This is a genomic window from Actinoplanes sp. TBRC 11911 (assembly GCF_012933445.1).
GTDB lineage: Bacteria > Actinomycetota > Actinomycetes > Mycobacteriales > Micromonosporaceae > Actinoplanes.
This window is the reverse complement of sequence record NZ_JABBNC010000014.1, coordinates 92,924-117,328: the sequence shown is the minus strand read 5'-3', so window position 1 is coordinate 117,328 and position 24,405 is coordinate 92,924. Positions and strand designations below refer to the sequence as shown.

The 24,405-nt window shown below is 73.2% G+C and carries 16 protein-coding genes; 10 read left to right on the top strand and 6 right to left on the bottom strand.

The features are described 5' to 3' along the window. Positions 1-4,482: 4,482 nt before the first annotated feature. Positions 4,483-5,757, top strand: a complete 1,275-nt coding sequence (locus tag HH310_RS20670; RefSeq protein ID WP_169177229.1) for a tetratricopeptide repeat protein — start codon at positions 4,483-4,485, stop codon at positions 5,755-5,757. Between the two features lie 5 nt (positions 5,758-5,762). On the opposite strand, the gene HH310_RS20665 is transcribed toward HH310_RS20670, so the two are convergent. The 4 genes from HH310_RS20665 to HH310_RS20650 all read right to left on the bottom strand — a co-directional run bounded on the left by HH310_RS20665 (position 5,763) and on the right by HH310_RS20650 (position 10,082). After that, positions 5,763-6,656: a DMT family transporter gene (locus HH310_RS20665; protein WP_169177228.1), complete on the bottom strand. Its 894-nt coding sequence runs from the start codon at positions 6,654-6,656 to the stop codon at positions 5,763-5,765. Between the two features lie 80 nt (positions 6,657-6,736). Continuing rightward, the gene (locus HH310_RS20660) at positions 6,737-7,921 is read right to left on the bottom strand and encodes an ABC transporter permease (protein ID WP_169177227.1); all 1,185 of its coding nucleotides are present in this window, start codon (positions 7,919-7,921) and stop codon (positions 6,737-6,739) included. Beyond that, complete coding sequence (locus tag HH310_RS20655) at positions 7,918-8,637, bottom strand: ABC transporter ATP-binding protein (protein WP_169177226.1); 720 nt, start codon at positions 8,635-8,637, stop codon at positions 7,918-7,920. Before HH310_RS20655 ends, HH310_RS20660 begins: the two co-directional genes overlap by 4 nt. 11 nt (positions 8,638-8,648) lie before the next feature. Next, a complete protein-coding gene (locus HH310_RS20650) occupies positions 8,649-10,082 on the bottom strand; it encodes an efflux RND transporter periplasmic adaptor subunit (protein WP_312034234.1) in 1,434 nt (477 codons plus the stop codon). A gap of 200 nt (positions 10,083-10,282) precedes the next feature. On the opposite strand from HH310_RS20650, the gene HH310_RS20645 reads away from it, so the two are divergent. After that, the gene (locus HH310_RS20645; protein WP_169177225.1) at positions 10,283-10,465 is read left to right on the top strand and encodes a hypothetical protein; all 183 of its coding nucleotides are present in this window, start codon (positions 10,283-10,285) and stop codon (positions 10,463-10,465) included. Between the two features lie 1,125 nt (positions 10,466-11,590). On the opposite strand, the gene HH310_RS20640 is transcribed toward HH310_RS20645, so the two are convergent. Continuing rightward, positions 11,591-12,436, bottom strand: a complete 846-nt coding sequence (locus tag HH310_RS20640) for a L,D-transpeptidase family protein (protein ID WP_312034233.1) — start codon at positions 12,434-12,436, stop codon at positions 11,591-11,593. An 89-nt stretch (positions 12,437-12,525) separates the two neighbouring features. After that, the gene (locus HH310_RS20635; protein ID WP_169177224.1) at positions 12,526-13,611 is read right to left on the bottom strand and encodes a CAP domain-containing protein; all 1,086 of its coding nucleotides are present in this window, start codon (positions 13,609-13,611) and stop codon (positions 12,526-12,528) included. Positions 13,612-13,913: 302 nt separating this feature from the next. On the opposite strand from HH310_RS20635, the gene HH310_RS20630 reads away from it, so the two are divergent. The 8 genes from HH310_RS20630 to HH310_RS20595 all read left to right on the top strand — a co-directional run bounded on the left by HH310_RS20630 (position 13,914) and on the right by HH310_RS20595 (position 24,398). Next, positions 13,914-15,350 carry an acyltransferase gene (locus HH310_RS20630; RefSeq protein WP_169177223.1) on the top strand — a complete coding sequence of 479 codons (1,437 nt, stop codon included), beginning with the start codon at positions 13,914-13,916 and terminating at the stop codon, positions 15,348-15,350. A 75-nt stretch (positions 15,351-15,425) separates the two neighbouring features. After that, positions 15,426-15,914 (top strand): chemotaxis protein CheW, encoded by a 489-nt coding sequence (locus tag HH310_RS20625; protein WP_169177222.1) that lies wholly within the window; start codon positions 15,426-15,428, stop codon positions 15,912-15,914. Then, complete coding sequence (locus tag HH310_RS20620) at positions 15,881-17,281, top strand: CheR family methyltransferase (protein ID WP_312034232.1); 1,401 nt, start codon at positions 15,881-15,883, stop codon at positions 17,279-17,281. The genes HH310_RS20625 and HH310_RS20620 overlap by 34 nt, the downstream gene beginning before the upstream one ends. Then, positions 17,278-17,823 (top strand): chemotaxis protein CheW, encoded by a 546-nt coding sequence (locus tag HH310_RS20615; RefSeq protein ID WP_312034231.1) that lies wholly within the window; start codon positions 17,278-17,280, stop codon positions 17,821-17,823. Before HH310_RS20620 ends, HH310_RS20615 begins: the two co-directional genes overlap by 4 nt. Further along, complete coding sequence (locus tag HH310_RS20610) at positions 17,820-19,292, top strand: methyl-accepting chemotaxis protein (protein ID WP_248294205.1); 1,473 nt, start codon at positions 17,820-17,822, stop codon at positions 19,290-19,292. The genes HH310_RS20615 and HH310_RS20610 overlap by 4 nt, the downstream gene beginning before the upstream one ends. Beyond that, positions 19,292-21,349: a response regulator gene (locus HH310_RS20605; RefSeq protein WP_169177220.1), complete on the top strand. Its 2,058-nt coding sequence runs from the start codon at positions 19,292-19,294 to the stop codon at positions 21,347-21,349. Before HH310_RS20610 ends, HH310_RS20605 begins: the two co-directional genes overlap by 1 nt. Beyond that, positions 21,346-22,407, top strand: a complete 1,062-nt coding sequence (gene cheB / locus HH310_RS20600; protein WP_169177219.1) for a chemotaxis-specific protein-glutamate methyltransferase CheB — start codon at positions 21,346-21,348, stop codon at positions 22,405-22,407. The genes HH310_RS20605 and cheB overlap by 4 nt, the downstream gene beginning before the upstream one ends. Then, on the top strand, positions 22,404-24,398 hold the full coding sequence (locus tag HH310_RS20595) for a response regulator (RefSeq protein ID WP_169177218.1): 1,995 nt from the start codon (positions 22,404-22,406) through the stop codon (positions 24,396-24,398). The genes cheB and HH310_RS20595 overlap by 4 nt, the downstream gene beginning before the upstream one ends. Positions 24,399-24,405: the final 7 nt, after the last annotated feature.

Genomic DNA, 24,405 nt, shown 5'->3' with positions numbered 1-24,405 from the left:
CCCAGCTGGCTCGACGACCCGGACTTCGTCCCGATCGACACGTCGCGGCCGAATCTGGCCGGCAGCGAGTTCGACGATGTCGACTTCAACCGGCCTGAGCTGGGGGCCGATTTCGATTCGCCCGAGTTCGGGGTCGGCCCGGCGGCGAGGCGCGACGACCGGTTCGGGGATTTCGCGGACGACATCGATGAGCCGTACGACCATCGGGAAGGTGCCGGGGGCGCCAAGGTCGTCGGGGCCAATGGGCCGTCGCCGGAGGAGCACCAGAAGCGTGGGCGCTGGGGGCGGCGAGGGCGGCGTGGGGAGGCGGCGCCGGAGCGGCGGCGTGAGCAGGAGCCGCATCGCGACGAGCGCCGGGATCGTCGGCGGCCGGTGGACGCGGATTTTGACGTTGAGGTTGATCGACGGCGGCCGGTTGAGGGCGAGCGGCGTCGCTCGGCAGCTTCGGTGCCGGTTGAGGGAGAGGTGCGGCGGCCCCCGGCGCCGGCTGAGAAGGAGCGGCGCCGGCCGCCGCTTGACGGTGAGCGGCGGCGGCCTGGTTCGTCGCCGGACGAGGCGCGGCCGGGCGCGGACGAGTCGTGGGATCGGCGGCGCGGGCGCGACGAGGACATGGTCGCGTACGACTCGCGGCGTGCGCGGGACGAGGAAGAGGCGGCCGACTACGACCGCGGATTCCGGCCGGTGTCGCGGCGCGGGGCGCGTACCGAGGAGTACGGGCCGGATGACCTCGTCGGGGGTGACGACGAGCGTCCGGCGTCGTCCGCGCCTCGGGTCATCAGCAAGGCGACGCCGCCCGCGCAGCCGCGGGTGGTTCGTAAGGAGGCGCCGCCGGCACTGCCCAAGGTGATCAAGAAGGCGGAGCCGGTCGCGCCGCCCAAGGTCGTGGGGACGTCGGCGCCTACGCCGCCGGCCCGTGTGGTGCCGGCCGCGGGGGCGCCTACGTTGCCGATGCCTACGTCGCCTGCTCGGGGTGGGGCGCCGGCGGGTGGTCAAGGTGTGCGGCCGGCGGCGGCTTCTGGGCAGGAGTACGCCGGTGGATATGCCGGTGCGGAGCCGCAGGTTCATGGGGGTGCGGCTTCGCCGGCGGGCTATCCGGCGCAGGGGCCTACGCATGACTTGAGTCAGCATGGCGGGCGAGAGGGGTATCGGGGCCAGGGCTCGGTTCCGCAGGGTGGTCCCGTGGCACCGGCCGCCGCAGCGCAAGCGGGACAAATGCCGAATGGCGGCCAGAGCTCGCAAAGCGGGTATCCGCCGGCCGAGTACGGCCAGGTTCCCGTCATGCCGCCGCACGGCTTTGCGGCGTCGGCTCAGGGATATGCCGCGACGCCACCGAACGAGTGGACGCCTGAGGGCGGCCAGGTGCCGAACGGTGGCGGGGGTCTGCCGGGCGGTCAGGCCCCGGTGTACGGCTACGGGCCGCAAGGCGTGCCGTCACCGCAAGGCGTGCAGGGGCAGCCGCCGGCTCTCGCCGCGCAGGGTGGATATCCCGCGCAGGGCGGGCAAATGCCGCAGGGCGGCCAGCCTCCCGCTCAGGGCTATGGGTCATCGGGCGGGCAGCCTCAGCCGAATCAGTACGGTCAGCAAGTTCCGCAGGGGCCGCATGCTGCCCAAAACGCGCAGGTTGCTCAGGCGGGACATGGCGCGCAAGGCGCATACGGACCGGTCCAGCAGGGAACCCAGACTCCGCAAGGCCCGCAACGTGGTGTGCCGGTCGGCTACCAACCGGCCGGGCCGTACGCGGTACAAGATGGGCAGATTCCGCCGGGGCCAGCGGCCGGATACGGCACTGGTGGATCGTCGCAGACTGGCGAGGCCCCGTACGCGGCTCAGGTGGGTTACGGTCCGGCTCAGGGCGGGCAGGCTCCGCACGGTGGGCACGCTCAACAAGGTGGATGGGTTCCGCAGGAGGGGTACGTCCAGCAGGGCGGGCAGGTTCCGCAGGGCGGATACATGCCGCAGGCAGGGCCGGTACCGCCTGCGGCGCCGGGCGTGCAGGGTGGCCAGTCCGCGCAGGCTGGGTGGCAAGGGTCGCAGGGTCTCGGGAATGCTCCGCGCGTTGCGGGAGAGCCGCAGCGGAGTGAGGCGGCGCCGGTCGAGCAAGGCGGCGATCCGGCCGACACCGGGTCGCGGCTCGGCATGCCTTATCCGCAGGATGTGCCACGTTCGCGGCGTAGCCCGCGCACCGCACACGTGCTTGTTTCCGATTCGGACGGGCCGTGGTCGATGGTGCCGGACGAAGCGCCGCCTGCGGCGTTGCCCAGCGCCGGGCTTGGGCGACCGGTGTCGCCTGGGGCTCCGCGACCGGGCGCTCCTGCCGCGCCGGCCGTCCCGCATGCTGGTGCTCCGAATCAAGGTCCGGCTTCGCAGCCTGCGGCTGCCGCTTCGGCGCACGGCGTCGGTGACGTCCCGCAGTTCCCTGCCACGTACGGGACCGTCTCGGGCACTGCCCCGCAGCGACCGGGTTCGGCTCAGCCCACTCCGCAACCGCAGCCGGCTCAGCGGACGGCCGCGCAGCCATCCGCTGCCGCACCGGCGAATCCGGGACACGAGGCTTCGGTCCCGGCGAATGCAAACCAGCAAGCGACGCCTACGGCCCGCCCGCAGGGGGCTGCCGCGGCCACGCCTTGGCCCGCATCGCCGGGTGCGGACGCGCTCGCGACCACGGGTCAGCCGGCATCAGCGCCGTCCGACACGTGGCGCCCAGCTTCACCGCCCGCCGCCCCAGGCCAGCCAGCGTCGCCTTCGGCCGACCCGCGACTGACCGCATCGCCCTCGATCGACCTAGGGCAGCCCGGATCGCCGCCGCACGAGCAATGGCAGACGGCATCACCGTTGGCCGAGCAACGGCAGCCCGCAACGCTGCCGACCGACCCACGGCAGCCCGCATCGCCGCCCGCCGACCTACGACAGCCCGCACCGCCGCCGGCGGAGCAACGGTACCCCGCGCCGCAGCCCGCCGACCCACGGCAGGCCGCATCGCCGTCGGGCGAGCAACGGCAGGCCACTTCCCCGCCAACGGCCACGCGACAGCTGGCCTCACCGTCGGCTGGCACACGCCAGCCTGCGCCATCGGCGCCGGAAACTTGGCGGCCGGTCGCACCCGGCCCTGATACACGGCAGGCCGCATCGCCGTCGGCCGAGCAACGGCCGGCCGCATCGCCCTCAGGCGACCAACGACAGGCCACTTCCCTGCCGGGCGGCCCACGGCAGCCTGCTCCACCGTCCGCTGGCACACGCCAGCCTGCGCCACCGACGCCGGAGACATGGCAGCCAGTCGCCCCCGGTCGCGACACAAGGCAGCCTGCGTCGCCGCCGGCGGACATGCGGCAGGCCGCCTCGCCGTTGGCCTCGGGCGGCCAGTCTGACCTTCCCGCAAGCGCGACGCAGCAGACCGCTGGCGCCTGGGAAGTCGACGGCCAGCCCACGTCGCGTCCGGCGGCTTCGCAGCCGCCTGGCGTCGGGCGAGTCGCGTCTGGACCGGGACAGGCGGCGGAGGGCGACGACGTCCGCGATGCGGTGAGCCCGGACGCAACGCGGTCTGGCTTCTCGGGGGACGTCTCTGGGCGGCCCACCGTCGCATACGCGCCGAGTCAGATCGGGCCGCCGATGCCGGTGGACGAGCCGGGCGGCGCGCCGCCGCGGCCGACCACGTTGGCGACCGCGCCGATCAGTTCGCCCGCCGCGTCTGGCTCTAACCCGAGCGGTCGCTCGGGTGCGACGGCACCGCAAGCTCCGAGTTCTGTCCCGCCGCAGGCGTACCGCCAAGGCGCGCCCACCCCGCAAACGCCTGGGCGACCTTCGGCGCCCGCGCCGCAAACGCCTGGGCAGTCTTCGCCCGCGCCCACATTGGCCGGGCCGGACCAGCGGAGCGCGGGGGCGGTCGAGACGCAGGCGGGTATGCCGCGCGAGACACCGCCCGCATCGGCGCCGCGGCCTCCCGCGCCGTCGGCCTCGGGCGGCCAAGGGCCGCCGACAACGCCGCACTCGGTGGCGCCGGAACGGACGTCGGGTGAGGGCTCGGCGGCACCGCAGTACCGCGATGCGGCGGAGACGTCGGGCCGGCGTAGCGCTCCCCCACCGGCGGAGACAGCGGCGCCGAACTCCCCCTCGGTGCCGGGCCGGCGACCGGAAGCACAGTCGGCGGGCGGGTCGCGAGGAGCGCAGGCCGGGGACGTGCCGCGGGCCGGTGCGGCTCAGGCGTCGGCGACCACGCAGGCGCTGGATCCGCGTGTTGCCTTGAGCCGGGCGCAGGGTCCGCGGGACGCCGGATCGGTTCCGGCCGGGGACGGGCGGACAGGCGAGGGCCATGCCGGGCAGGCGGGCGAACAACAAGATGCCCAGCCAAACGCCGCCGAGCGGGATGGGCGCGTCGCTTCGGTTCCGATGCCTCGGGTGCCTCTCGATGCGGGGGCCCGCGAGAAGGGTGGCGCGGGGGCGGAGGGCGCCGGCGTACGGGAAATGGCTGGTCCTCGGCATGAGGCTGTGGGGGGTCCGAGCGCGCCGGGCGGTGCGGACGGCGACGGGGAACGTCGGCTGGGGGCGCACGCGGCGCCCTATATGGACGCCGATGGCACGCTGCACAATCTGCGGCCGATCGGGCGGCTGGAGTTGTCCGGGGCGGATCCGGAGCCGCTGCGGGTCGGGGACAGCGAGTTCGGGGGGATGTGGTTCTCCGCGGAGCCGGAGTCCGGCAAACCGGCGTCGGGTGCGGGTGGTGGAGAAGGCGCCGCTGACGAGGCTTCCGCGGCCCGCGAGTCGCACGGCGGCGGAGCGGGGGCGGCGCAGGACCAGCACGGTCAGGCCGCCGTGAATCAGCGCGCTGCCGAGCGCGGTCCCACGGGCGGGACCGCGCGTGCACCCCACCACCCCGAGCCGAACGGCAACGCGGCCGCGGCTCCGGCACAGTCCCAGCCCGCCGCCGCGCAGGAGCACCTCGTCGTGGACATGGACATCACGGGGCTGCTCAACGGGGTCGCGATCACCGGGGATCCGTCGATCACCGTGCGCTCCTCGGACGGCTCGCCACCGGTGACGCGGTCGGGGCTCGACCCGGCCGCGGTACGGGCCGAGGTCGCCGAGCGGGTGGCCGCGGTCGTGTCCGGCGGTGGCACCACCGAAGAATCGGATCAAACCGGCACGGAGCGGCCGGCGCTGTCCGCGGCGGACCTCGAAGCGATCCGCTGGCGGCTGGACGGCGGGACGCTGCGGGAAGTCGTCGATGACCGGGACGCGCTCCGGGAGCTGGGGGAACGCCTCGACGGGCCACTCGCCGACGAAGAGGACAACATCGCCAAGGCGGGGCTGCTGAGCGTACGGGCCGAGGTGTACCGCCTGCTCAACGAGCTCGGCATGGCCGCTGCGGCGAGCCGGCTCGCGCTCGCCCATGCGGAGTCGGCCGGGGACACGCAGTCGATGGTGATCGCCCAGGCCGAGCTGGCGCACGTGCTGCGGCTGCGCGGGGACCACAAGGAGGCGGACCGGCTGTTCGCCAAGGCGCTCGGTGCGGCCGTTCCGGATGCGCTGCGCAGCGTGGTCCACGAGAACGCCGGACGCAGCTGCTTCGATCAGGGCCGGCACATGGAGGCGCTGGATCACTTCGCCCGCGCCGTACGCCTCGGCAAGCAGGACGACACCGACCTGGCCGAGCGTGTCGGGGTGTGCCTCGAGGCCGTCTACATTCACGTGCTGCGCGACGGCTGGGGACCGTATCCGCGGGAGACCGCCGACATCCTGGGACCGGCGAAAGCCAAAGCCTGAAGCGGTCAGCCCGAGATCGACGCCGGTACCGGAGGCGCGACCGGCTCGGCGGCGGCGGCCCGCTCACGCCGGGCCAGCGTCACGCCCGCGCTGGCCACCGTGACCAGCACCAGGGCGACCACCTCCGCCCCGCCCAGCCGCTGATGCAGCACCAGCAGCCCGGCGATGGCCGCGGCCGCCGGCTCGAGGCTCATCAGGATGCCGAAGACGCGCGTCGGGATCCGGCGCAACGCGTTGATCTCCAGCCCGTACGAGATGACCGACGACATCATGGCCACCGCGAATCCGCCGATCAGCAGCGTGGGATGGTCCACGACGGCGCTCGCGCCGGACACGCCGAACGGCAGCACCAGCAGCGCGGCCACCCCGACCGAGACGGTCAGCCCCGAGGTGCCGGGCACGACGCGGCCCAGCCGGGAGCTGAGCACGATGTACCCGGCCCAGCACAGACCCGCGAGGAACGCCAGCACCAGGCCGCCGATCGGGGCGGTGCCGCCGTTCGCCAGCCCGAGCAGGACGACCCCGGTCGCGGCCAGCGCCGCCCACAGCATGTCGATCACGCGGCGGGTCTGCACGAGCGCGAGCAGCAGCGGGCCGAGGAACTCGACGGTCACCGCGATGCCGAGCGGCACGGTCCGCAGCGACAGGTAGAAGATCAGGTTCATGGCGGCCATCACGACGCCGAGCAGCACGGCGGCCCGCCAGGCGGCACCGGACCAGGTGCGCAGGCGCGGCCGGGTGGCGACCGCGAGGATCACGGCGGCGAGGCCGAGACGCAGCAGTGTCACGCCGGCGGCGCCGAGGTCGTCGAAGAGTGTCCGGGCCACCGCGCTGCCCACCTGCACCGAGGCGATCGACGTGAGAACGAGCAGAGGGGCGGGCGGCGTACGCGATGTCATGATGCCTCGGGTCGTAGGGTGGCGAGCGTCCTATGGTGCTGGACTCGATCCGCCGCGGAGACCCTTTGTGTCGACTGACACTATTCGGTGCGGAGCGCCACCACGGGATCGAGCCGGCCGGCCCGCTGCGCCGGCACCACCCCGAAGATGATCCCGACGGCCGCCGACACCCCGAACGCCAGCGCCAGCGCCCACCAGGTGATCGCCGCCGGCACCGGGGACAGCCGGTCCACCACCAGCGCGGTGCCGATCCCGAGCGCCATCCCGAGCACCCCGCCGATCGTGGTCAGCAGCACTGCCTCCAGCAGGAACTGCACCCCGATGTCCCGCGGCCTGGCGCCGACGGCCTTTCGCAGACCGATTTCCCGCGTACGCTCGCGAACCGACACCAGCATGATGTTGGAGACACCGACCCCGCCGACGAGCAGGCTGATGCCGGCGATCGCGGCCAGCACCCCGGTCAGCACCCCGAGGATCTGGCCCAGCACCCCGAGGATCTGCTCCTGGGTGACGGCGCTGAAGTCGGTGTCCGGGTGCGCCTTCTGTAACGCGGCGACCACCGAGGCGCCCAGCTGGTTGATGGTGTCGCGGTCGGGGGCGCGGATCGCCAGCCCGTCGATGCGGTCGGTGCCGAGGAGACGCTGCGCCGCGGTGACCGGGATGTGCACCTCACTGTCGCGGTCCACGCCCAGGCTCTGGCCGAGCTTTTCGAAGGTGCCGATCACGCGGAAGCGTACGCCGGCAATCGTCACCTGACGCCCGATCGGATCACGGTCGCCGAACAGCGAGCCCGCCACGCCGGCGCCCAGCACCGCGACCCGGCGGCCGGTCGTCACGTCGGTGCGGGTGAGATAGGTGCCGCGGTCGAGCTTGCGCACGAAGACCGACGGCGTCGTCTCCAGCACCCCCTGCATGCTGGCGAAGGCGGACTGCGACCCGGCGCGTACGGTCTCGCCGGACGCGATGGTGACCGCGACGCGGGACGGATCGCCGACCACCCGGTTGACCGTGTCCAGGTCGTCGAGGGTCAGCGGCGAGACGGTCGGCGGCGACCCGGCGGCGACCCGGCCCGGGACCACCACCAGCAGGTTCGAGCCGAGCCCCTCGACCTGCCGTTCGATGAGCTGCTTGGTGCCGGTGCCGATGGAGACGAGCGCGACGACCGCACCCACCCCGATGACCACGCCGAGCATGGTGAGCACGCTGCGCAGCCGGTTGGCACGCAAGGCGTCCAGGGCGACGCGCCAGGCCTCGGCGATCCTCACCGGACGAGATCCGTCGCGGAGACGATCAGGCCGTCGCGCATCACGATCTGCCGGTGGGCCCGCCCGGCGACGTCGCGGTCGTGGGTGACCAGGACGACCGCGACCCCTTCGGCGTTCAGCGACTCCAGCAGCGTGAGCACGGACTGGCCGGTGGTGGAGTCGAGGTTGCCGGTGGGTTCGTCGGCGAGCAGCACGGACGGTCCGGTCACCAGGGCGCGGGCGATGGCGACGCGTTGCTGCTCGCCGCCGGACATCTGGTTGGGCCGGTGGTCCAGGCGGTGCGCGAGGCCGACCCGCTCGAGCATGGCGCTGGCGCGTTCCCGGCGCTCCCGGCGGCCGACCCCGCGATAGACGAGCGGGAGTGCCACGTTGTCGCGTGCGGTCGTACGGGGAAGCAGGTGAAAGGATTGGAAGACGAAGCCGATGGTCTCGTTGCGCAGGCGGGCCATCTCGCCGGGGGTGAGTTTGGCGACGTCGCGGCCGCCGATCAGCAGGGTGCCGCTGGTGGGGCGGTCGAGGCCGCCGAGCAGGTGCATCAGGGTCGACTTGCCGGAGCCGGACTGGCCGACGATCGCGACGTAGTCGTCGGGCGAGACGGTGAGGGAGACGCCGCGTAACGCGGGCACGGAGACGCCGTCCAGCTCGTAGATGCGGGTGACGTCGACCGCGACGATCGCGTCGCCGGGCGCGCCGGGCGCGTCCGCTGCGTCCGACATTTCCGGAAATTTCATGGCTTGTCGCCGGCGGTGATCTGATCCGTTCCGGAGACCGCGATGCTCTGTCCAGGCTGGACCCCGTCGGTCACCTGCACGACGTCCTCGCCCTGCACCCCCAGCGTGACCGGCACCCGCTCGTAGCGCCCGTTCCGCACCGCCCACACCGCGTTCTGTCCGTCGGTGTTCACGATCGCCGACGCCGGCACCGTCACCGCGTCCGTGGCCTGGCGAACCTGCAGGTGGATCACCGCACTCATCCCCGGCCGCGGCGTAGGGGCGGTGGTGCCGTCCGCGTTCTTGCCGGCGCTGAGGTCGAGGCGTACCTGATAGGAGACGCCACCCCGCGCCGAGTTGGTGGGCAGCATGTCGATGGCCTTGACCTTCGCCCGGTAGGTCGCCCCCTCCGCGGCATCCAGCTCGACCGTGGCGGCGGCGCCGGTCTTGACCAGCAGCACATCGGTCTCGTCGACCGCGGCGGTCAGGCCGAGCGTGCTGACATCGACGACGGTGGCGATCGGGGTGCCCGCCGCGACGAACGCCCCCTGCGGCACCGCGGAGTCGACGCCGGCCGATCCGGTGCTCGTCGTGCCGCCGGCCGGGTCGGCGCCCGTGCCGCCGGTCGCGCCGCCGGCCGCGTTGAGCAGATCGGACAACGACGAGCCGCTGCCACTGGCCGGCCCGGGTCCGCCGAGCTGCACCGTACCGGCGACCGGCGCCTTGAGCGTGAGGGCATCGACGGCCGCGTCGGCCAGCTCGAACGCCTGCCGCGCCTGCAGCTCCTGCGCCTTGGACAGCGAGCTGACCGCCGCACCGAGCGACGCCACGCCACGCTGCACCGACCGGACCGCCGCCGCGGCCGCACCGGACGCCGCCTCGTACTGCTGCTGCGCCGCGTCGACCTGCTTGACCAGCGCCGCCTTCACATTCGGATCGGTGATCTTCGCGGCCGCCGCGCGGGCATCCGCGAACGCCTTCTCGGCCTGCTTGTCGGTCCGCTTCCGCACGGTGGTGAAGCCCGAAGTGCCTCCCGCCGGTACGCCCGTGGACCCCGCCTGCTGCAGCGCCCGCTCGGCGTCGTCGCGCCGTTGTTCCAGCTCCGGGGCGTCGATGACGGCGAGGACCTGGCCTTTGCCGACCCGTTGCCCGGCCTCGACGCGCAGCTCCTCAAGCGTCCCCGACGAGGGCGCGCTGACCGTGGCGGCCGCCCGCGCGGTGACCGACCCGGGCGCCTCGACCACCTCGTCGACCGTGCCGCGACCGACCTGCCCCATGCTCACGCTGCTGGTCTTGCCGCCGCACGACGCCGCCGTCATCGAGAAAACCAGAACCCCCGCCAGCGCCATCACCAGGGTCTGCTTGCGCCTTCCCCGGTACGCCCGGACCCCGTGACCGCCCCGCCGTCCCTCGGCGTCGGTCGGCGTCAGCGCGTTCTCCTCGCGGGCCACGCAGGCCACTTTATGTCGCACCGGTGCGAAATATCGGCCGTGATCGCTTCCGGTTGTCCAAAACCACACAGGTCCCGTTGCCGACAGTGACGAACCGTGCCTAAAAGGGCAGGTCGTTTGACACCACCCCGCACGCTGAGTGAACCGTTCCCCGCGTTCGTCCGTACCCCGTGGCAGCAACCGCGAAGGACGTGACCGACATGCAACGAGCCGACGAACTGACCGTGGTACACCACGACGACACCGTCAGCCGCTTCACCGACGTGCGCTACACCTTGACCCGCGAGGGCTTACACCTGATCACGGCAGCCGGCAGCGAGCGCCTGTTCCCCAGCCACCTGGTCCTGACCACCCACGCCCGTCACCACTGCGACGCCGCCTGAGGCCAGCAAGGGGGACGCGCTCGGCGGCCGGATACGCTGCGCAGCCACGCAGGCGGCGCGCGGCAAAGGGGACGCGCCCGGCGGCCGGATACGCTGCGCAGCCACGCAGGCGGCGCGCGGCAAAGGGGACGCGCCCGGAGGCCGGATACGCTGCGCAGCCACGCAGGCGGCGCGCGTGGCAACGCGACTGCCGCCGGTCGCGGTATGCCGCCGGATACGCGGTGCGGCCACGCGGAAGCATCGTCCTTATAACGCGATTTGCCGCCTGTCGCGGTATATATCCCACGCCGCCCCGGTCCACGTCTCGTGCATCGAGACCGGGCTGCCGTTCCCGATGCGCTGCGCAGTTAGTCGGCTGTGTTGGCCACGCCGTCTTCCGCAGTCGTGGCTCCAGGTTTGCCACGAGCACGATTGAGGCCCGCTTCCTATGCCTTGATCCCATTTGTCGCTGGCCCGTTAGGTGCTAACCGCGCGATTTTCGAGACCTTGGAGAGTTATGGCTCGTATGTGGGCGTAACTCTCCAAGGTCTCCCAATCGGGCGCCTGACCGCCGTCGCAAAAGCGGCATGGCTAGCTAAAACGACCGTCCTGTTCGGACGATCGTCCACCATTCAGCCATCCGAGTCCGAATGGTGAGACCACGGGCGTCAGACACCGACCAATGTCGATCGAACGATGAGACGAATCCGGGCTAAAAGCATCCGGTACGGACTAATCGGACGCCAAAAGCTGGCAGTGAGGGTCGAAACGAGCATCGGCGGGGCCACTGGTGCCTCGGCCCGCCTACGGGGAGAGTGGACCGGCCGCCGATGTGGGCGGGGCGGCCGCCGGCGGGCACAGCGGACCGGCCGTCGCCGCAGGCAAAGTGGTCGCTAGCGGGCAAAGCGGACCGCCCGCCGTCGCGGGGAGAGCGGACCCGCTGCCGAGGTGGGGCACCGGACGAACCCGAGGTGCACGGGCCGCTGCGGTGCGGCCGCCGGTGGGCAGAGCGGACCCGCTGCCGAGGTGGGCGGCGCAGCGCCGGTAGGCAGAGCGGACCCGCTGCCCAGGTGGGCGGCGCAGCCGCCGGTAGGCAGAGCGGACTGGCCGCCGGCGCGGAGAGCGCGGATCGGCGGGCGGCGTGGGTTACGTGCCGGGGCGGCGGCCGAACAGCTTGACGGTCATGCCCTTCTGGCCGTAGGACCAGTACGTGCCGGCGTCCTGGGGCAGCAAGTTGACGCAGCCGTGCGAGCCGCGCCACTTGTCGTGGATGTACGTCGTCGTCTGGTGGAAGCCGCGGCCGCCATTGAAGCGCTGCCAGTACGGGAGCCAGACGTGGTACGGGTTGGACCACTCCTTCTTGGTGCGTTTGTTGATCGCGTACGAGCCGGCCGGGGTGCGGTAGCCCTTCTTGCCGCTGCGGACGACCGTCGGGGTGGTGAGCCGGTGGCCGTTTCGCATGATCCAGGAGGTCTGGTGGGTGAGGTCCACGCAGAAGGTGGTGCCGGAGCTCCTGGCCTTGCACGCGGCGATGTCGGTCGAGGCGATGCGCTTGGCCACGTCGTAGGTCGTGGGGCCGGCCGCGCCGGATGCGGGCACGATGCCGAAGCGCTGCTGGAACTTCTTGATCGCGGCGCAGTCGGCGGCGGACTGCCGGCCGTCGACCGTCAGGGTCCCGTATCCGCCGATCTTGCGCAGGTAGCCCTCCACCTGCCGCTGATACTTGCCAGTCGGGCATGCCGCGGCCGCCGTCAGCGGCGCGGCCACGGTTGCGGCGATCGAGCTGGCCGCACTGGCTGCGGCGCTTTTCCGGCCCGGACCGACGGCGCCTACGGGAATAGGGCTGGCACCCACCGGAGCGGCAGCCGCGGACGGGGCAGTCGCGGAGCTGGCGCCCGCGGGGGTCGCGGCCAGCAAAACGCCGGCGGCGGCCAGCATGCCGGCGGCCGCCAGCGAGGCGGCCAGGCGCAAGGGGGTGGGGCTCTGTCGCACGTCGTCCTCCGGGGGACGCGCGGTCCTGGGGGAAGGACGAGGGGGCGCGCGCCTGCCTGGGCAATCGGCGCGCGCCCGGTGGAGCTGAGTTAATTCATCGGGGTCGCGAAGTCCTGGACCCAGTACGGCGTGCCGTCGCCGGAGAGTGCCAGGCCGATGCCCATCTGGTGCAGGCGGCAGTCGAGGATGTTGTGGCGGTGTTCGGGGCTGTTCATCCAGCCGTTCCACACCTCGTAGGAGCTGTCGGCGCCGCGGGCGATGTTCTCGCCGTAGCGCTTCCAGCGGTAGCCGGCCTCGCTCACCCGGTCGCCGGCGCTGTCGCCGTTGGGTGACTCGTGCGCGAAGTAGCGGCGGCGGGCCATGTCGGCGGCGTGTTCGTTGGCGGCGTCGATGAGGCGCCGGTCCAGCGACAGCGCGTCGCAACCCCCGCCGCGCCGGCTCTGGTTCATCAAAGCCAGCAATTGCCGCTGTACGGGCGACGAAGGGCTCGACGACACGTCCGCCGAGGTGACCGCACGCCGCGCGGAGGTTGCCAGGGTGGCCGCCGGACGCTGGCGGGCCGCTCCCCCGTCCTGCTGCGGGGCGACGGGACGATTGCGGGCGGCGGCAGCGTCGTCGGAGCCGGAGCCGGAGCTCGCATCCGACCCGGCCGCGTGCGACCCACCCGACGCCGAGCCACCGCCGGAGACCGAACCACCGCCGGCGACCGAACCACCGCGCGCACCGGAAGCACCAGGGGCAACGCCGTGCGCATCCGACCCGCCCGCCGAGAATCCAGGGGCCGAGCCGCGGCCGGCAGCGGAGCCGCCGTCAGCACCGGAGTCAGCAACGGAGCCGGAAGCCGAGCCGTCGTCATCAGCGGCGGAGCCCACACCCGAACCATCCCCCGCCGCGGAATCCCCGGAGAACCCGTTCCCCGCGGAATCGCCGAACAGCGACCCATCCGCATCCGCACCGCCACCATCAACCCCCGAGGCATCCGACCCCGACCCGGCCGACCACCCCCACTCCCCCGAGCCCGAGTCGTCCTCGTCGCCGAAGTCCGGCCATCCCCACCCCGGCAGCGAGAACCCCGGCCCGTCCGGTGTCTCCCCGGCATAGGCCGCGGTCGCGACCCCGCCCGCGAGCACCACCGCGGCCGTCGCCGCGCAGACCACCACCAAAGGTTTCCGCATGCCCCGTAATCCCCACCGATCGCCGGCCCCGGCCGTTCCGGGGCGCCCACGCCAGGGGTCAACGTCACGAACCGGGCACGGACACTTCCCACGGCCGGACCCGTCACCGGGCGCCGGGCGACCAAAAGTGCGGGGTGCAGGCGTACGACCAGGGAATTTGACCGTGACGGGGGGATCAGACGAATCGCACAACCGCACAGACATTCCGGACAGATCATCCATTGGGGGTAAGCCGCGGGGGCGTTTCTTGCCGACCGGCCGGACGGTGTGGGCGCGGTGCCCGCCCTGGCAGGGTTCACGCGGTGCGTAACCGCTACCTCGATCTCCTGCGTGCCGCCGCCATCGTCCGTGTGATCGTCTACCACCTGTTCGGCTGGCCGTGGCTGTCCATCGTGCTGCCCGCGATGGGGATCATGTTCGCGCTGGCCGGCTCGCTGACCGCCGCGTCGCTGGACAAGCGCGCCGCCGGGCAGGTGGTCGTGTCCCGGCTGCGGCGCCTGCTGCCGCCGTTGTGGCTGCTGGGCCTGCTGACGGTGCCGGTGATGCTGGTGGCGGGCTGGGCGCACGAGGACGGCGGCGAGCACCCGTTCAAACCGTCGCACCTGCTGTTCTGGGTGCTGCCGCTGGCCGACCCGCCGGGCAGTGACCGGGGGGCCGCGGTGTGGGAGACGCTGTGGTACATCCGGGCGTACGTCTGGTTCGCCCTGTTGTCGCCGGTGATGTACGCGGTGTACCGCAAGGTCGGCTGGGCCGCGATCGCGCTGCCGCTCGTGATCATGGCGGCGCTCGACCTGACCGGTGTCGAGCTGCCTGGCTCGGCCGACGCCGAGATGTGGGACTTCGTCACCTACGGTGCCTGCTGGGCGCTGGGTTTCGCTCATCACGACGGCCGGCTCCAGCGCGTACGCCCGTGGCTGCTCCTGCCCGTCGCGGCGGTCCTGGGCACGACGGCCCTGTGGTACCACGCCGGGCACCAGGGCGAGACGCCGTGGGATCTCAACGACGTGTCCGAGTCGCAGGCGCTGTGGTCGATCGCGTTCGTGCTGCTGGCCCTGCGCTGGCAGCCGCCGATGCAGTGGCTGGCCCGGATCCGGCCGCTGGACTCGGCGGTGTCGGTGCTCAACGCGCGGGCCGTCACCGTCTATCTGTGGCACAACCTGGCGATCGCCGTGGTGTGGCCGGTGCTGGCGGTGCTCGCGCTGGACGACTTCGGCGCCCGGCTGGAGGGCCTGACCGAGTTCGCGGTGGCGCTGGCGCTGACGTTCTTCGCGGTGCTCGCGTTCGGCTGGGCCGAGGACCTCGGCGCCCGCAAGCGCCCGTCGCTGTGGCCGGCCACCCGGCCCCGTAAGGAGAAGCCGGTCACGCCGCCGCCGGGGATGCCGGTCGACTTCGAGCCGGCCGTGGCCCGCCGGACGACCGCGGCCGCCGCGATGCACCGGATGCCGGCGAACTGGCCGCCGCAACCCCGGGGCGCCCGCGACGAGCAGGACGCCGGCGACGCCCGCCCCGAGCCCACCGTGGGCGAACTGGCGGTCCGCGCCTGGCCGGCCGCGCAGGCCGCGAGCCCCGACGCGGCGGCACCGCGGACCGAGCACGCGCTCGGCCGCAACCCGGTGACGCCACCGCCCGGGCGCAACCCGGCGACGCCACCCCCCGGCCGCGACCCGGGCATGCCGATCGCCGGGCGCCCGGCCGAACCACTGACCCCCGACCAGCCCTCGGAGTGGTTCAAGCCCTGACGATTTACCTCGGAAACACGGCGACGAATCCGTACGAGCCAGGCGAGAGTGAAGAAATCTCGCTAACCTGAGGAAATGCGGCAGTACGGACAGGCTCCGGTGTCCGCGGACGAGGGCGCCGTCACCTCGCTCGTCTTCCGCGCGGGATCGCTGCTGTGCGCGCTCAGCCTCGACGAGGTCATCGAGACGATGCGCCCGCTGGAGACCCGCCCGCTGGCCGGGACGCCGACCTTCGTGCGCGGCATCAGCGTGCTGCGTGGCGTCCCCACCCCGGTGGTCGACGTGGCCCGGCTGCTCGGTGGCGGCGAGGGCGAGATCGACCGCTATGTCGCGGTGCGCACCGAGCGTGGCGCGGTCGCCCTGGCCACCGGCGCGATCCTGGGCATCCGCCCGGTCACCGCCGAGTCCGCCGGCGGGCATCCGGCGCTGCTGACCGGCGGCGGCAGCAGCCGGCTCGTCGCCGGGGTCGCCACCATCGGCGCCGACCCGTTGCTGCTGCTGCAGAGCATGCGCACGGTGCCGGACGAGGTGTGGGAAGCCGCGGCCGCGGCGGGCGCGCCGTGACCGAGGCCGGGGTGAGCCGTTTCCGCGAGGTGCTCGGCAAGTCACTCGGCTGGAGTTTCGCGGACGCCGACGCCGCAGCCCTGGCCGCGCTGATCGGCGAGCGGGCCGCGCTGCACGGGATGAGCGGCGCCGACTACGTGATCCGGCTGGCCGCGCGGGAGTGGCCGGCCGAGACCTCCTACCTGGTGGAACGGCTGAGCATCACCGAGACCTACTTCTTCCGGCACGGCGAGCAGTTCCGGGCGCTGGCCGAGCAGGCCCTGCCGGAGCGGGTGGCGGACCGGGGCACGCAACGGCTGCTGCGCATGCTGTCGGTGGCGTGCTCGAGCGGGGAGGAGGCGTACACGCTGGCGATGGTGGCCCGGCAGGAGTGCGCCGGCCCGGACTGGATCGTCGACGTGCTGGGGGTGGACGCGAACCCGGCGGTGCTGCGCAAGGCCGAGGAAGCCTGGTATTCGTCGTGGTCGTTGCGGGAGACCCCGGACGCGGCGCAGCGCCGCTGGTTCCGGGTCGGCGACGGCGGCTACCGGGTGCGCGACGAGGTGCGCCGGTGCGTGCGGTTCCGGCGCTACAACGTGACCGACGCGGACGAGTCGCTGTGGCGGCCCGCCCAGTACGACGTCATCTTCTGCCGGAACCTGCTGATGTATCTGACCCCGGATGTCGCGTCGTCGCTGGTGGCACGGATGACCGAGGCGCTGGTGCCGGGCGGCTACCTGTTCCTCGGGCACACCGACTCGCTCGGCAGCGCCCCGGCCGGCCTGGAGCTGCTGCACACGCACCACAGTTTCTACTACCGGCGGCCGGGCGGGCGCTCGCCGGGACCGCGGCCCGCTCCCCCGGCGACCGCCCCGGCCTGCACCGAGGAGGACGCCTACAACCGGGCGATCTCGCTGCTGCGCGAGGAACAGTTCGCCGAGGCGCTGGAGCTGATCACCGCGGGCCTGCCGGGCCGCCCCCGGGAACGTGACCGGCTGCTCGAAGGGGTGCTGCTGGCGCAGGCCGGCCGGCTCACCGAGGCGATGGCGCTGGCCCGCCGGCTGATCGACGGCAACGGCCTGTACGCGGACGCGCATCAGCTGCTCGGCCTGTGCCTGGAGGACGTGTCCGACACCGACGAGGCGATCGGCCAGTACCGGCTGGCCGCCTTCCTGGACACCGGGTTCGCGCTGCCCCGGCTGCGGCTCGGGCAGCTGGCCCGGCGGCGCGGCGACGACCGGGCCGCGGCCGGTGACCTGGAACGCGCGCTGGACCTGCTGCCGCACGAGGACGAGGAGCGGATCGCGTTGTTCGGCGGCGGGTTCGGCCGGATCTCGCTGACCGTGCTGTGCCGCTCCGAACTGGACGGATGCGAGGTGCGCCGGTGACCGACGTCAAAAGCCGGATCGACCAGCTGCGCGGCGAGTTCGACTTCTCCTTCACCGAGCCGGCCCGCAGCCACGACGTCGAGCATGTCGAGCTGCTCGCGATCCGGGCCGGGGGCCGCCCGTACGCGATCCGCCTGTCCCAGACCTCCGGACTGCACCCGGACCGGCCGGTGACCGCGCTGCCCGGACCGTTGCCCTCGCTGCTCGGGCTGGCCGGGTTCGCTGGGACCGCGGTGCCGATCTACGACCTGGCGGCACTGCTCGGCCATCCGGTGAGCGAGCGGCCGCGCTGGCTGGTGCTGGCCACCGGCCGGCCGCCGCTCGGACTGGCCTTTCACGAGCTGGACGGGCACGTACGCGTCGACGCGGCGGCGATCGTCGGCGAGCAGGACGGCGGGCAGGGCCCGGTACGCGGCATGGTCGCGTTGCCCGGCGGCACCCGGCCGATCATCGACGTCCCGGCCGCGCGGGCCGCCGTGCACACCCTGACCGGACATGACCATGGCACCGAGCACGGTGCCGACGAGGAGACCCGACCATGATGGGCGAACGCACCTTCGGCGCGAAGCTGGCGGCCGGATTCGGCCTGACCCTGGCGCTGACCCTGCTGATGACGGTGACCTCGGTGCTCGCGCTGCGCTACGTGATGAGCGCCAAGGACGCGGTGATCAAGTCGGCGCGGATCAATCTGTTCGGGGCCGAGGCGCTGAGCAAGACGATGGAGTCGCGGATCTCCGACTACCGCGCCTACCTGCTGGGCGGCAACCAGGAGAACTTGACCGCGACCAACGCGGACCGGGCCGCGTTCCTGAACCAGGTGGAGGCGCTGCGCACCACCCTGGAGGATCCGGCCGCGATGAAGCAGCTCGAGGTGGTGGTGGAGAAGGAGGCGGCGCTCAACGAGGTGCTGAACCCGGTGCTGGAGCGCCGCGCCGGCATCACCGACCTGCGCGACGTGCGGCAGCTGGGCAGCAGCGGGCAGATCAAGCCGGCCCGCGTGGCGGTGCAGAGCGCGCTGGACACGCTGATCAACCGGGAACGCTCGGTCGTCGAGTCGAAACGCAACGACTCCTCGGACCGCACCACCGCGGCGATGATCTTCATCATCGGTATCGGCGTGGTTCTGGTGAGTGGCGCCGGCGCGGTCGCGTGGAAGCTGAGCCGCGACCTGAAACGCGAGGTGGCCTCCGCGGTCGGCCACATCCGCAGCTCCTCGGCGGAGCTGGAGTCGGCGGCCGCGCAGCAGGCCACCGGCGGGCGCGACCAGGCCAGCGCGATGAACGAGATCACCACGACGATCAGCGAACTGCTGATCACCTCGCGGCAGATCGCGGACAGCGCGCAGCGAGTCTCGAAGATCGCCGAGGAGACCGCGGAGGCGGCCCGCAACGGCGACGCCACCATCGACCAGACCCGCGCGTCGATCACCGCGATCCGCACCCAGGTCGACCAGATCGTGCAGCACATGCTCGCGCTGGGCGAGAAGTCGCAGCAGATCGGCGGGGTCGTCGACCTGGTCAGTGAGCTGGCCGAGCAGACCAACATCCTGGCGATCAACGCGACCATCGAGGCGAGCGGCGCCGGCGAGTGGGGCCGCCGGTTCGCGGTGGTGGCCGAGGAGATCCGCAAGCTCGCGGACCGTACGGCCGGGTCGGCCAAGGAGATCCGGGCACTGATCGAGGACGTACGGGGTGCGGTGAACACGACCGTGATGGCCACCGAGATCGGCGCGAAGGCGGTGGACGCGGGGTCGCGGCAGTTCGACGACGCCACCAACTCGTTCCGGCGCATCGCGCAGCTCGTCGCCACCACCAGCGACGCCACCCGGGAGATCGAACTGTCCACGAAGCAGCAGACCACGGCGGTCGAACAGGTGAACGTGGCCGCCTCGGACACCGCCCGGGTGACCCGGGAGACCGAGGCCAGCGCCGTGCAGACGAAACAGACCGCCGCGCATCTGAGCTCGCTGTCCGGGGACCTCGCCAACCTGGTCGGCTCCGGGAAGCACTGATGGGAGAAGTGCGGGACCCGCTTCGCTACTTCCGGGTCGAGGCGCGCGAGCTGGTCGACCAGATCAGCGCGGGCGTGCTCGACCTGGACCAGCAGCACGGGCCGGACCTGGTGGCCCGGCTGCTGCGGTTCGCGCACACCCTCAAGGGCGCCGCCCGGGTCGTCCGCCAGCAGGAGATCGCCGAGCACGCGCACGCCTTCGAGGAACTGCTGGTCCCGCACCGCACCGAGCCCGGGCCGCTGGCCGCCGACGAGATGCGCGAGCTGCTGCGCCTCAACGACGAGATGGCCCAGCGGGTGGACGCGCTCACCCCCGCCCCGGAACCGGCCGCCACCCCGAGCGAGCCGGTGCCGCTCGTGCCCGAGGAGCTGGAGAAACCGCCGGAGCGCGCGGCCACCGCCGACCTGGACGACCTGCTCGACGCGATCGGCGAGACCAACGCCCGGATAGCCCCGCTGCGCGAGAGCGGCGGCACCCTGGCGCGGCTGAACCGCGACGTGGACCGGCTCGCCGACGGGTTGCGCTCGGGCCGGCTGGCCGCCGCGGACGCCGCCTGCCGCACCGCCGTGCAGCGCGTGGCCGGCGACCTGGGGGCGCTGGGCCGCCGGTTCACCGACGCGGTCGACCAGATCGAACGGGAGCTGGACGAGGTGCGCGGCCGGGCCGAGGGCCTGCGCCTGGTCCCGGCCGGGACGATCTTCACGGCGCTGCACCGGGCGGTGCGCGACGCCGCCGACGCCGAGGGCAAGCGAGTGCGTTTCACCGGCACCGGTGGCGACGTGCGCATGGGCCCGCACCTGCTGAACCAGGTCAGCGGCGCGTTCCTGCACGTGGTCCGCAACGCGGTGGTGCACGGCATCGAGCCGGAGCCGCACCGGCTGGCGGCGGGCAAACCGGCCGAGGGCACGATCACCGTGGAGGTGGTGCGGCGCGGCCGGTGGGCGAGTTTCCGCTGCGTCGACGACGGCCGCGGGTTCGACCTGGCGGCGCTGCGCCGGGCCGCGCAGTCCCGCGGTCTGCTGCCGCCGGGCGTCGCCGAGCCGGAACCGCAGGAACTGATCGACCTGGTGCTCGGCGGCGGGATCAGCACGTCGCCGGCGGTGACCGACGTGGCCGGCCGGGGCATCGGCATGGACGTCGTGCGCGACGTCGCGGTCCAGTTGCACGGCGACGTCCATCTGCGCAGCACCCCCGGGCGGGGCGCCACGGTCGAGCTGGTCGTGCCGCTCACGCTGCTCAGCATGAACGGCCTGATCGTCGAGGCCGGCGGCATGGTGGCCACGGTCCCGCTCGATGCCGTACGCCGGTGCGTACGGCTCACCGCGGAGGAGACGGCCGGGGCGCTGGCCACCGGGCGCCTGGCGCACGAGGGCCGGGTGGTGCCGTTCCTGGCGTTGTCGCGCACGCTCGCGCTGGGCCCGGCGGTGCCGGAGGACGGCGGCGCCGGAGTCGCGGTGGTGCTCACCGCCGACGACGACACGGTCGCGGTCGGCGTGGACCGGCTCAGCGGCACCACCACGCTGGTCGCCCGGCCGCTGCCCGACCTGGCCCCGGCCGCCGCGGTGATCGGCAGCGTGGCCATCGACGTGGAGGGCAATCCACGGCTGGTGCTGGACCCGCACGGGCTGATCGCCGAGTGCCGCCGCGACCAGGCCACCACCGGGGCCGCCCCGGAGAAACCGGCGCCGCCGCTGCCGGTGCTGGTGGTCGACGACTCGCTGACCACCCGGATGCTGGAACGCTCCATCCTGGAGTCGGCCGGCTACGAGGTGGACCTGGCCGCGTCCGCCGAGGAGGGCCTCGAGAAGGCGGCCGCACGGGCGTACGGGCTGTTCCTCACCGACATCGACATGCCCGGCAAGGACGGGTTCGCGTTCGTCACGGAAACCCGCGCCGACCCGGCGACCGGGCACGTCCCGGCGATCCTGGTCAGTTCCCGCGCGAGCGCCGAGGACCGGCAGCGCGGGGCCGCCGCCGGGGCCGCCGCGTACGTCGTGAAGGGCGAGTTCAACCAGGAGGAACTGCTCGCCCACATCCGGAGGCTGATCCTGCGATGATCCGTGTCCTGCTCGTGGAGGATTCGCCGACGATGCGGCACCACCTGCGCGAGTCGCTCGCCGCCGACCCGGAACTGCAGGTCGTCGGGGAGGCGGCGGACGGCGCGCAGGCCGTCGACCTGGTCCGCCGGCTGCGCCCGGACGTGGTCACGATGGACATGATGCTGCCGACGATGAGCGGCATGGTGGCCACCGAGCACATCATGGCCGAGCATCCGACGCCGATCCTGGTGGTGTCCTCGGCGGACCGGCAAGAGCTGTTCACCACCTACAACGCCCTCGCGGCCGGGGCGGTCGACGTGCTGGAGAAGCCGCGCGGCGACGCCAGCGACGCGGACTGGGGGCTCCGGCTGCGCTCGGCGGTGCGGCTGGTGTCCCGGATCCGGGTGATCACCCATCCGCGGGCGCGCCTGGACGGGCGCGGCCGGCCGCCGGCTTCCGCCGAGCCCGTGGCCGAGCCGCGGGTCGGCGATCTGCTGCGGGTGATCGCGCTGGGCGCGTCGACCGGCGGGCCGGGTGCGCTGACCGAGCTGCTGCGCGCGTTGCCCGCGGTGTTCCACCCGCCGGTGTTGTGCGTGCAGCACATCGCGGCGAGCGAACCGTTCGCGGTGGCGTTCTCGGACTGGCTGGCCGGGCAGACCGGCCGCGACGTCAGCTACGCGCGTGAGGGCACGCCGGTCGGCGCGCTGGGCGGCCGGGTGATCCTGGCCCCGCCGGACCGGCATCTGACGGTCCGCGACGGGGTGCTGCGGCTCAGCGACGCGCCGCCGCGGCATTCGTGCCGCCCGTCGGTGGACGTGCTGTTCGAGTCGATCGCCGCCGAGTTCGGGCCGTCGGCCGCCGGGTGCCTGCTCACCGGGATGGGCCGCGACGGCGCCGAGGGGCTGCTGCGGATGCGCGGGCGCGGGGCGATCACGTTCGCCCAGGACGAGGCGAGCTGTGTCGTGTACGGGATGCCGCGGGAGGCGGCGCTGCTGGACGCGGCCGCGTACGTGCTGCCGCCGGCCCGGATCGCGGCCCGGCTGGTCGAGATGCAGCCCGCCGGGAGTCAGCGATGACGCACCGGGTGCTGATCGTGGACGACAGCCTGACGGTCCGGATGGATCTGCGCGACGCGTTCGAGACGGACGGGTTCGGCACCGTGCTGTGCTCGACCGGGGAGCAGGCGCGGGCCGCGTTCGAGTCGGCGGTGTTCGACGTGGCCGTGCTGGACGTGATGCTGCCGGACGCGGACGGGCTGGACCTGCTCGCCGAGCTGCGCGCGCTGCCGGCCCGGTCCGGGGTGGTGATCCTGCTGCTGTCCACCGAGGACGAGGTGGTGGACCGGCTCGCCGGGTTACGGACCGGCGCCGACGAGTACGTGGGCAAGCCCTATCACTCCGGGTACGTGGTGGCGCGGGCCCGGCAGCTGCTCGGCGACCGCCCGGACGTGGAGACCGGCGGGCGTACCTCGGTGCTGGTGGTGGACGACAGCATGACCTTCCGCGAGGAGCTGCGGGAGCTGCTGGAGTCGGAGGGCTACGCGGTGCTGACCGCGCCGAGCGGCGAGGAGGGGCTGCGGATGGCCGCGGACCGCCGGCCGCAGGCGGTGATCGTGGACGGGGTGATGCCGGGCATCGACGGCGCCACGGTGATCCGCCGGATCCGGCTGGACCCGGCGCTGCGCGACACCCCGTGCATCCTGCTGACCGCGGCCGACGACTACGCGACCGAGCTGCAGATGCTGGACGCGGGCGCCGACGCGTTCGTACGCAAGCAGCAGAACCTGGCGATCGTGCCGGCGAAGCTGAACGCGGTGCTGCGGCAAAGTGCCGAGCAGCTGCCGATCGAGGTGACCGGCAGCCTGCACGGGCCGAGCCGGGTGCTGGCGCTGACCCCGGACCGGGCGCAGCTCGACGACCTGTCCGCGTCGTTGCGCGACGAGGGCTACGACGTGATCCCGGTGTCGGTGCCGGACGACGCGCTGGATCTGCTGGCCGAGCAGCCCGCGGACTGCATCGTGCTGGGCACCGGCCTGTCCGGGGACGTGGGCCGCGACGTGTGCCGGCGGATCAAGGACGTGCCGGTGATCGGGGAGACGCCGGTGGTGATGACCGGCGAGACCGACGACGACATGCTGGCCTGTCTGGCGTCGGGGGCGGACGACTACGTGGTGGCGGGTTCCGGGGCGGAGGCGTTGCGGGCGCACGTGCGTACGCAGATCCGCCGCAAGCAGTCGCACGACGAGAGCCGCCGGATCCGTGAGGAGCTGATGCGCCGGGAGCTGGACGCGGCCGAGGAGCGGGCGGCGCGGCAGCTCGCCGAGACCCGGGCGGCGCTGGTCGAGGAACTGGAGTGGCGTAACCGGGAGCTGGAGGCGTTCTCCGGGTCGGTGTCGCACGACCTGCGCGGCCCGCTGCAGGTGATCAGCAGTTTCGCCGAGCACATGCTGGACGACGAGGACGACCCGCTCAGCGAGGAGGCCCGCCGGCGGCTGGGCCGGATCCAGGCGGCGGCTACCCGGATGGCGGATCTGGTGGAGTCGTTGCTGATCCTGGCGCGGGCGTCGCGAGGGCAGCTGCGCCGGGCCACGCTCGACATGACGGACACGACGTGGCAGGTGATCCGCGAGGTGGAGGCCCGCGACCCGGAGCGCAAGGTGGACTTCACGGTGCAGGACGCGATGACCGCGGACGCCGACGAGGGCCTGGTCCGGGTGATCCTGGAGAACCTGGTCAACAACGCGGTCAAGTTCACCCGCAAGGTCGGCAACCCGGCGGTCGAGGTGGGCTGCACGCCGCGCGGTTTCTTCGTGCGGGACAACGGCGCCGGCTTCCCGGCCGGGCAGGCCGGCGAGTTGTTCCGCCCGTTCGCCCGGCTGCACAAGGCGGAGGACTTTCCCGGGACCGGGATCGGCCTGACCACCGTGCACCGGGCGGTCGAGCGGCACGGCGGGGAGATCTGGGCGGAGGGCGAGGACGGCCGCGGCGCCACGTTCTGGTTCACGCTGCCGCCGCCGGCCGCGCCGGTGCCGAACGACCGGCGGGCCCAGGCCCGTAAGTCGGGCTGAGCCGCGC

Coding starts and splice junctions, on each gene's coding strand:
- HH310_RS20665 (WP_169177228.1), bottom strand. CDS start 6,656: ATGACATCGCGTACGCCGCCCGCCCCTCTGCTCGTTCTCACGTCGATC.
- HH310_RS20655 (WP_169177226.1), bottom strand. CDS start 8,637: ATGTCGGACGCAGCGGACGCGCCCGGCGCGCCCGGCGACGCGATCGTC.
- HH310_RS20645 (WP_169177225.1), top strand. CDS start 10,283: ATGCAACGAGCCGACGAACTGACCGTGGTACACCACGACGACACCGTC.
- HH310_RS20635 (WP_169177224.1), bottom strand. CDS start 13,611: ATGCGGAAACCTTTGGTGGTGGTCTGCGCGGCGACGGCCGCGGTGGTG.
- HH310_RS20625 (WP_169177222.1), top strand. CDS start 15,426: ATGCGGCAGTACGGACAGGCTCCGGTGTCCGCGGACGAGGGCGCCGTC.
- HH310_RS20610 (WP_248294205.1), top strand. CDS start 17,820: ATGATGGGCGAACGCACCTTCGGCGCGAAGCTGGCGGCCGGATTCGGC.
- HH310_RS20605 (WP_169177220.1), top strand. CDS start 19,292: ATGGGAGAAGTGCGGGACCCGCTTCGCTACTTCCGGGTCGAGGCGCGC.
- cheB (WP_169177219.1), top strand. CDS start 21,346: ATGATCCGTGTCCTGCTCGTGGAGGATTCGCCGACGATGCGGCACCAC.
- HH310_RS20595 (WP_169177218.1), top strand. CDS start 22,404: ATGACGCACCGGGTGCTGATCGTGGACGACAGCCTGACGGTCCGGATG.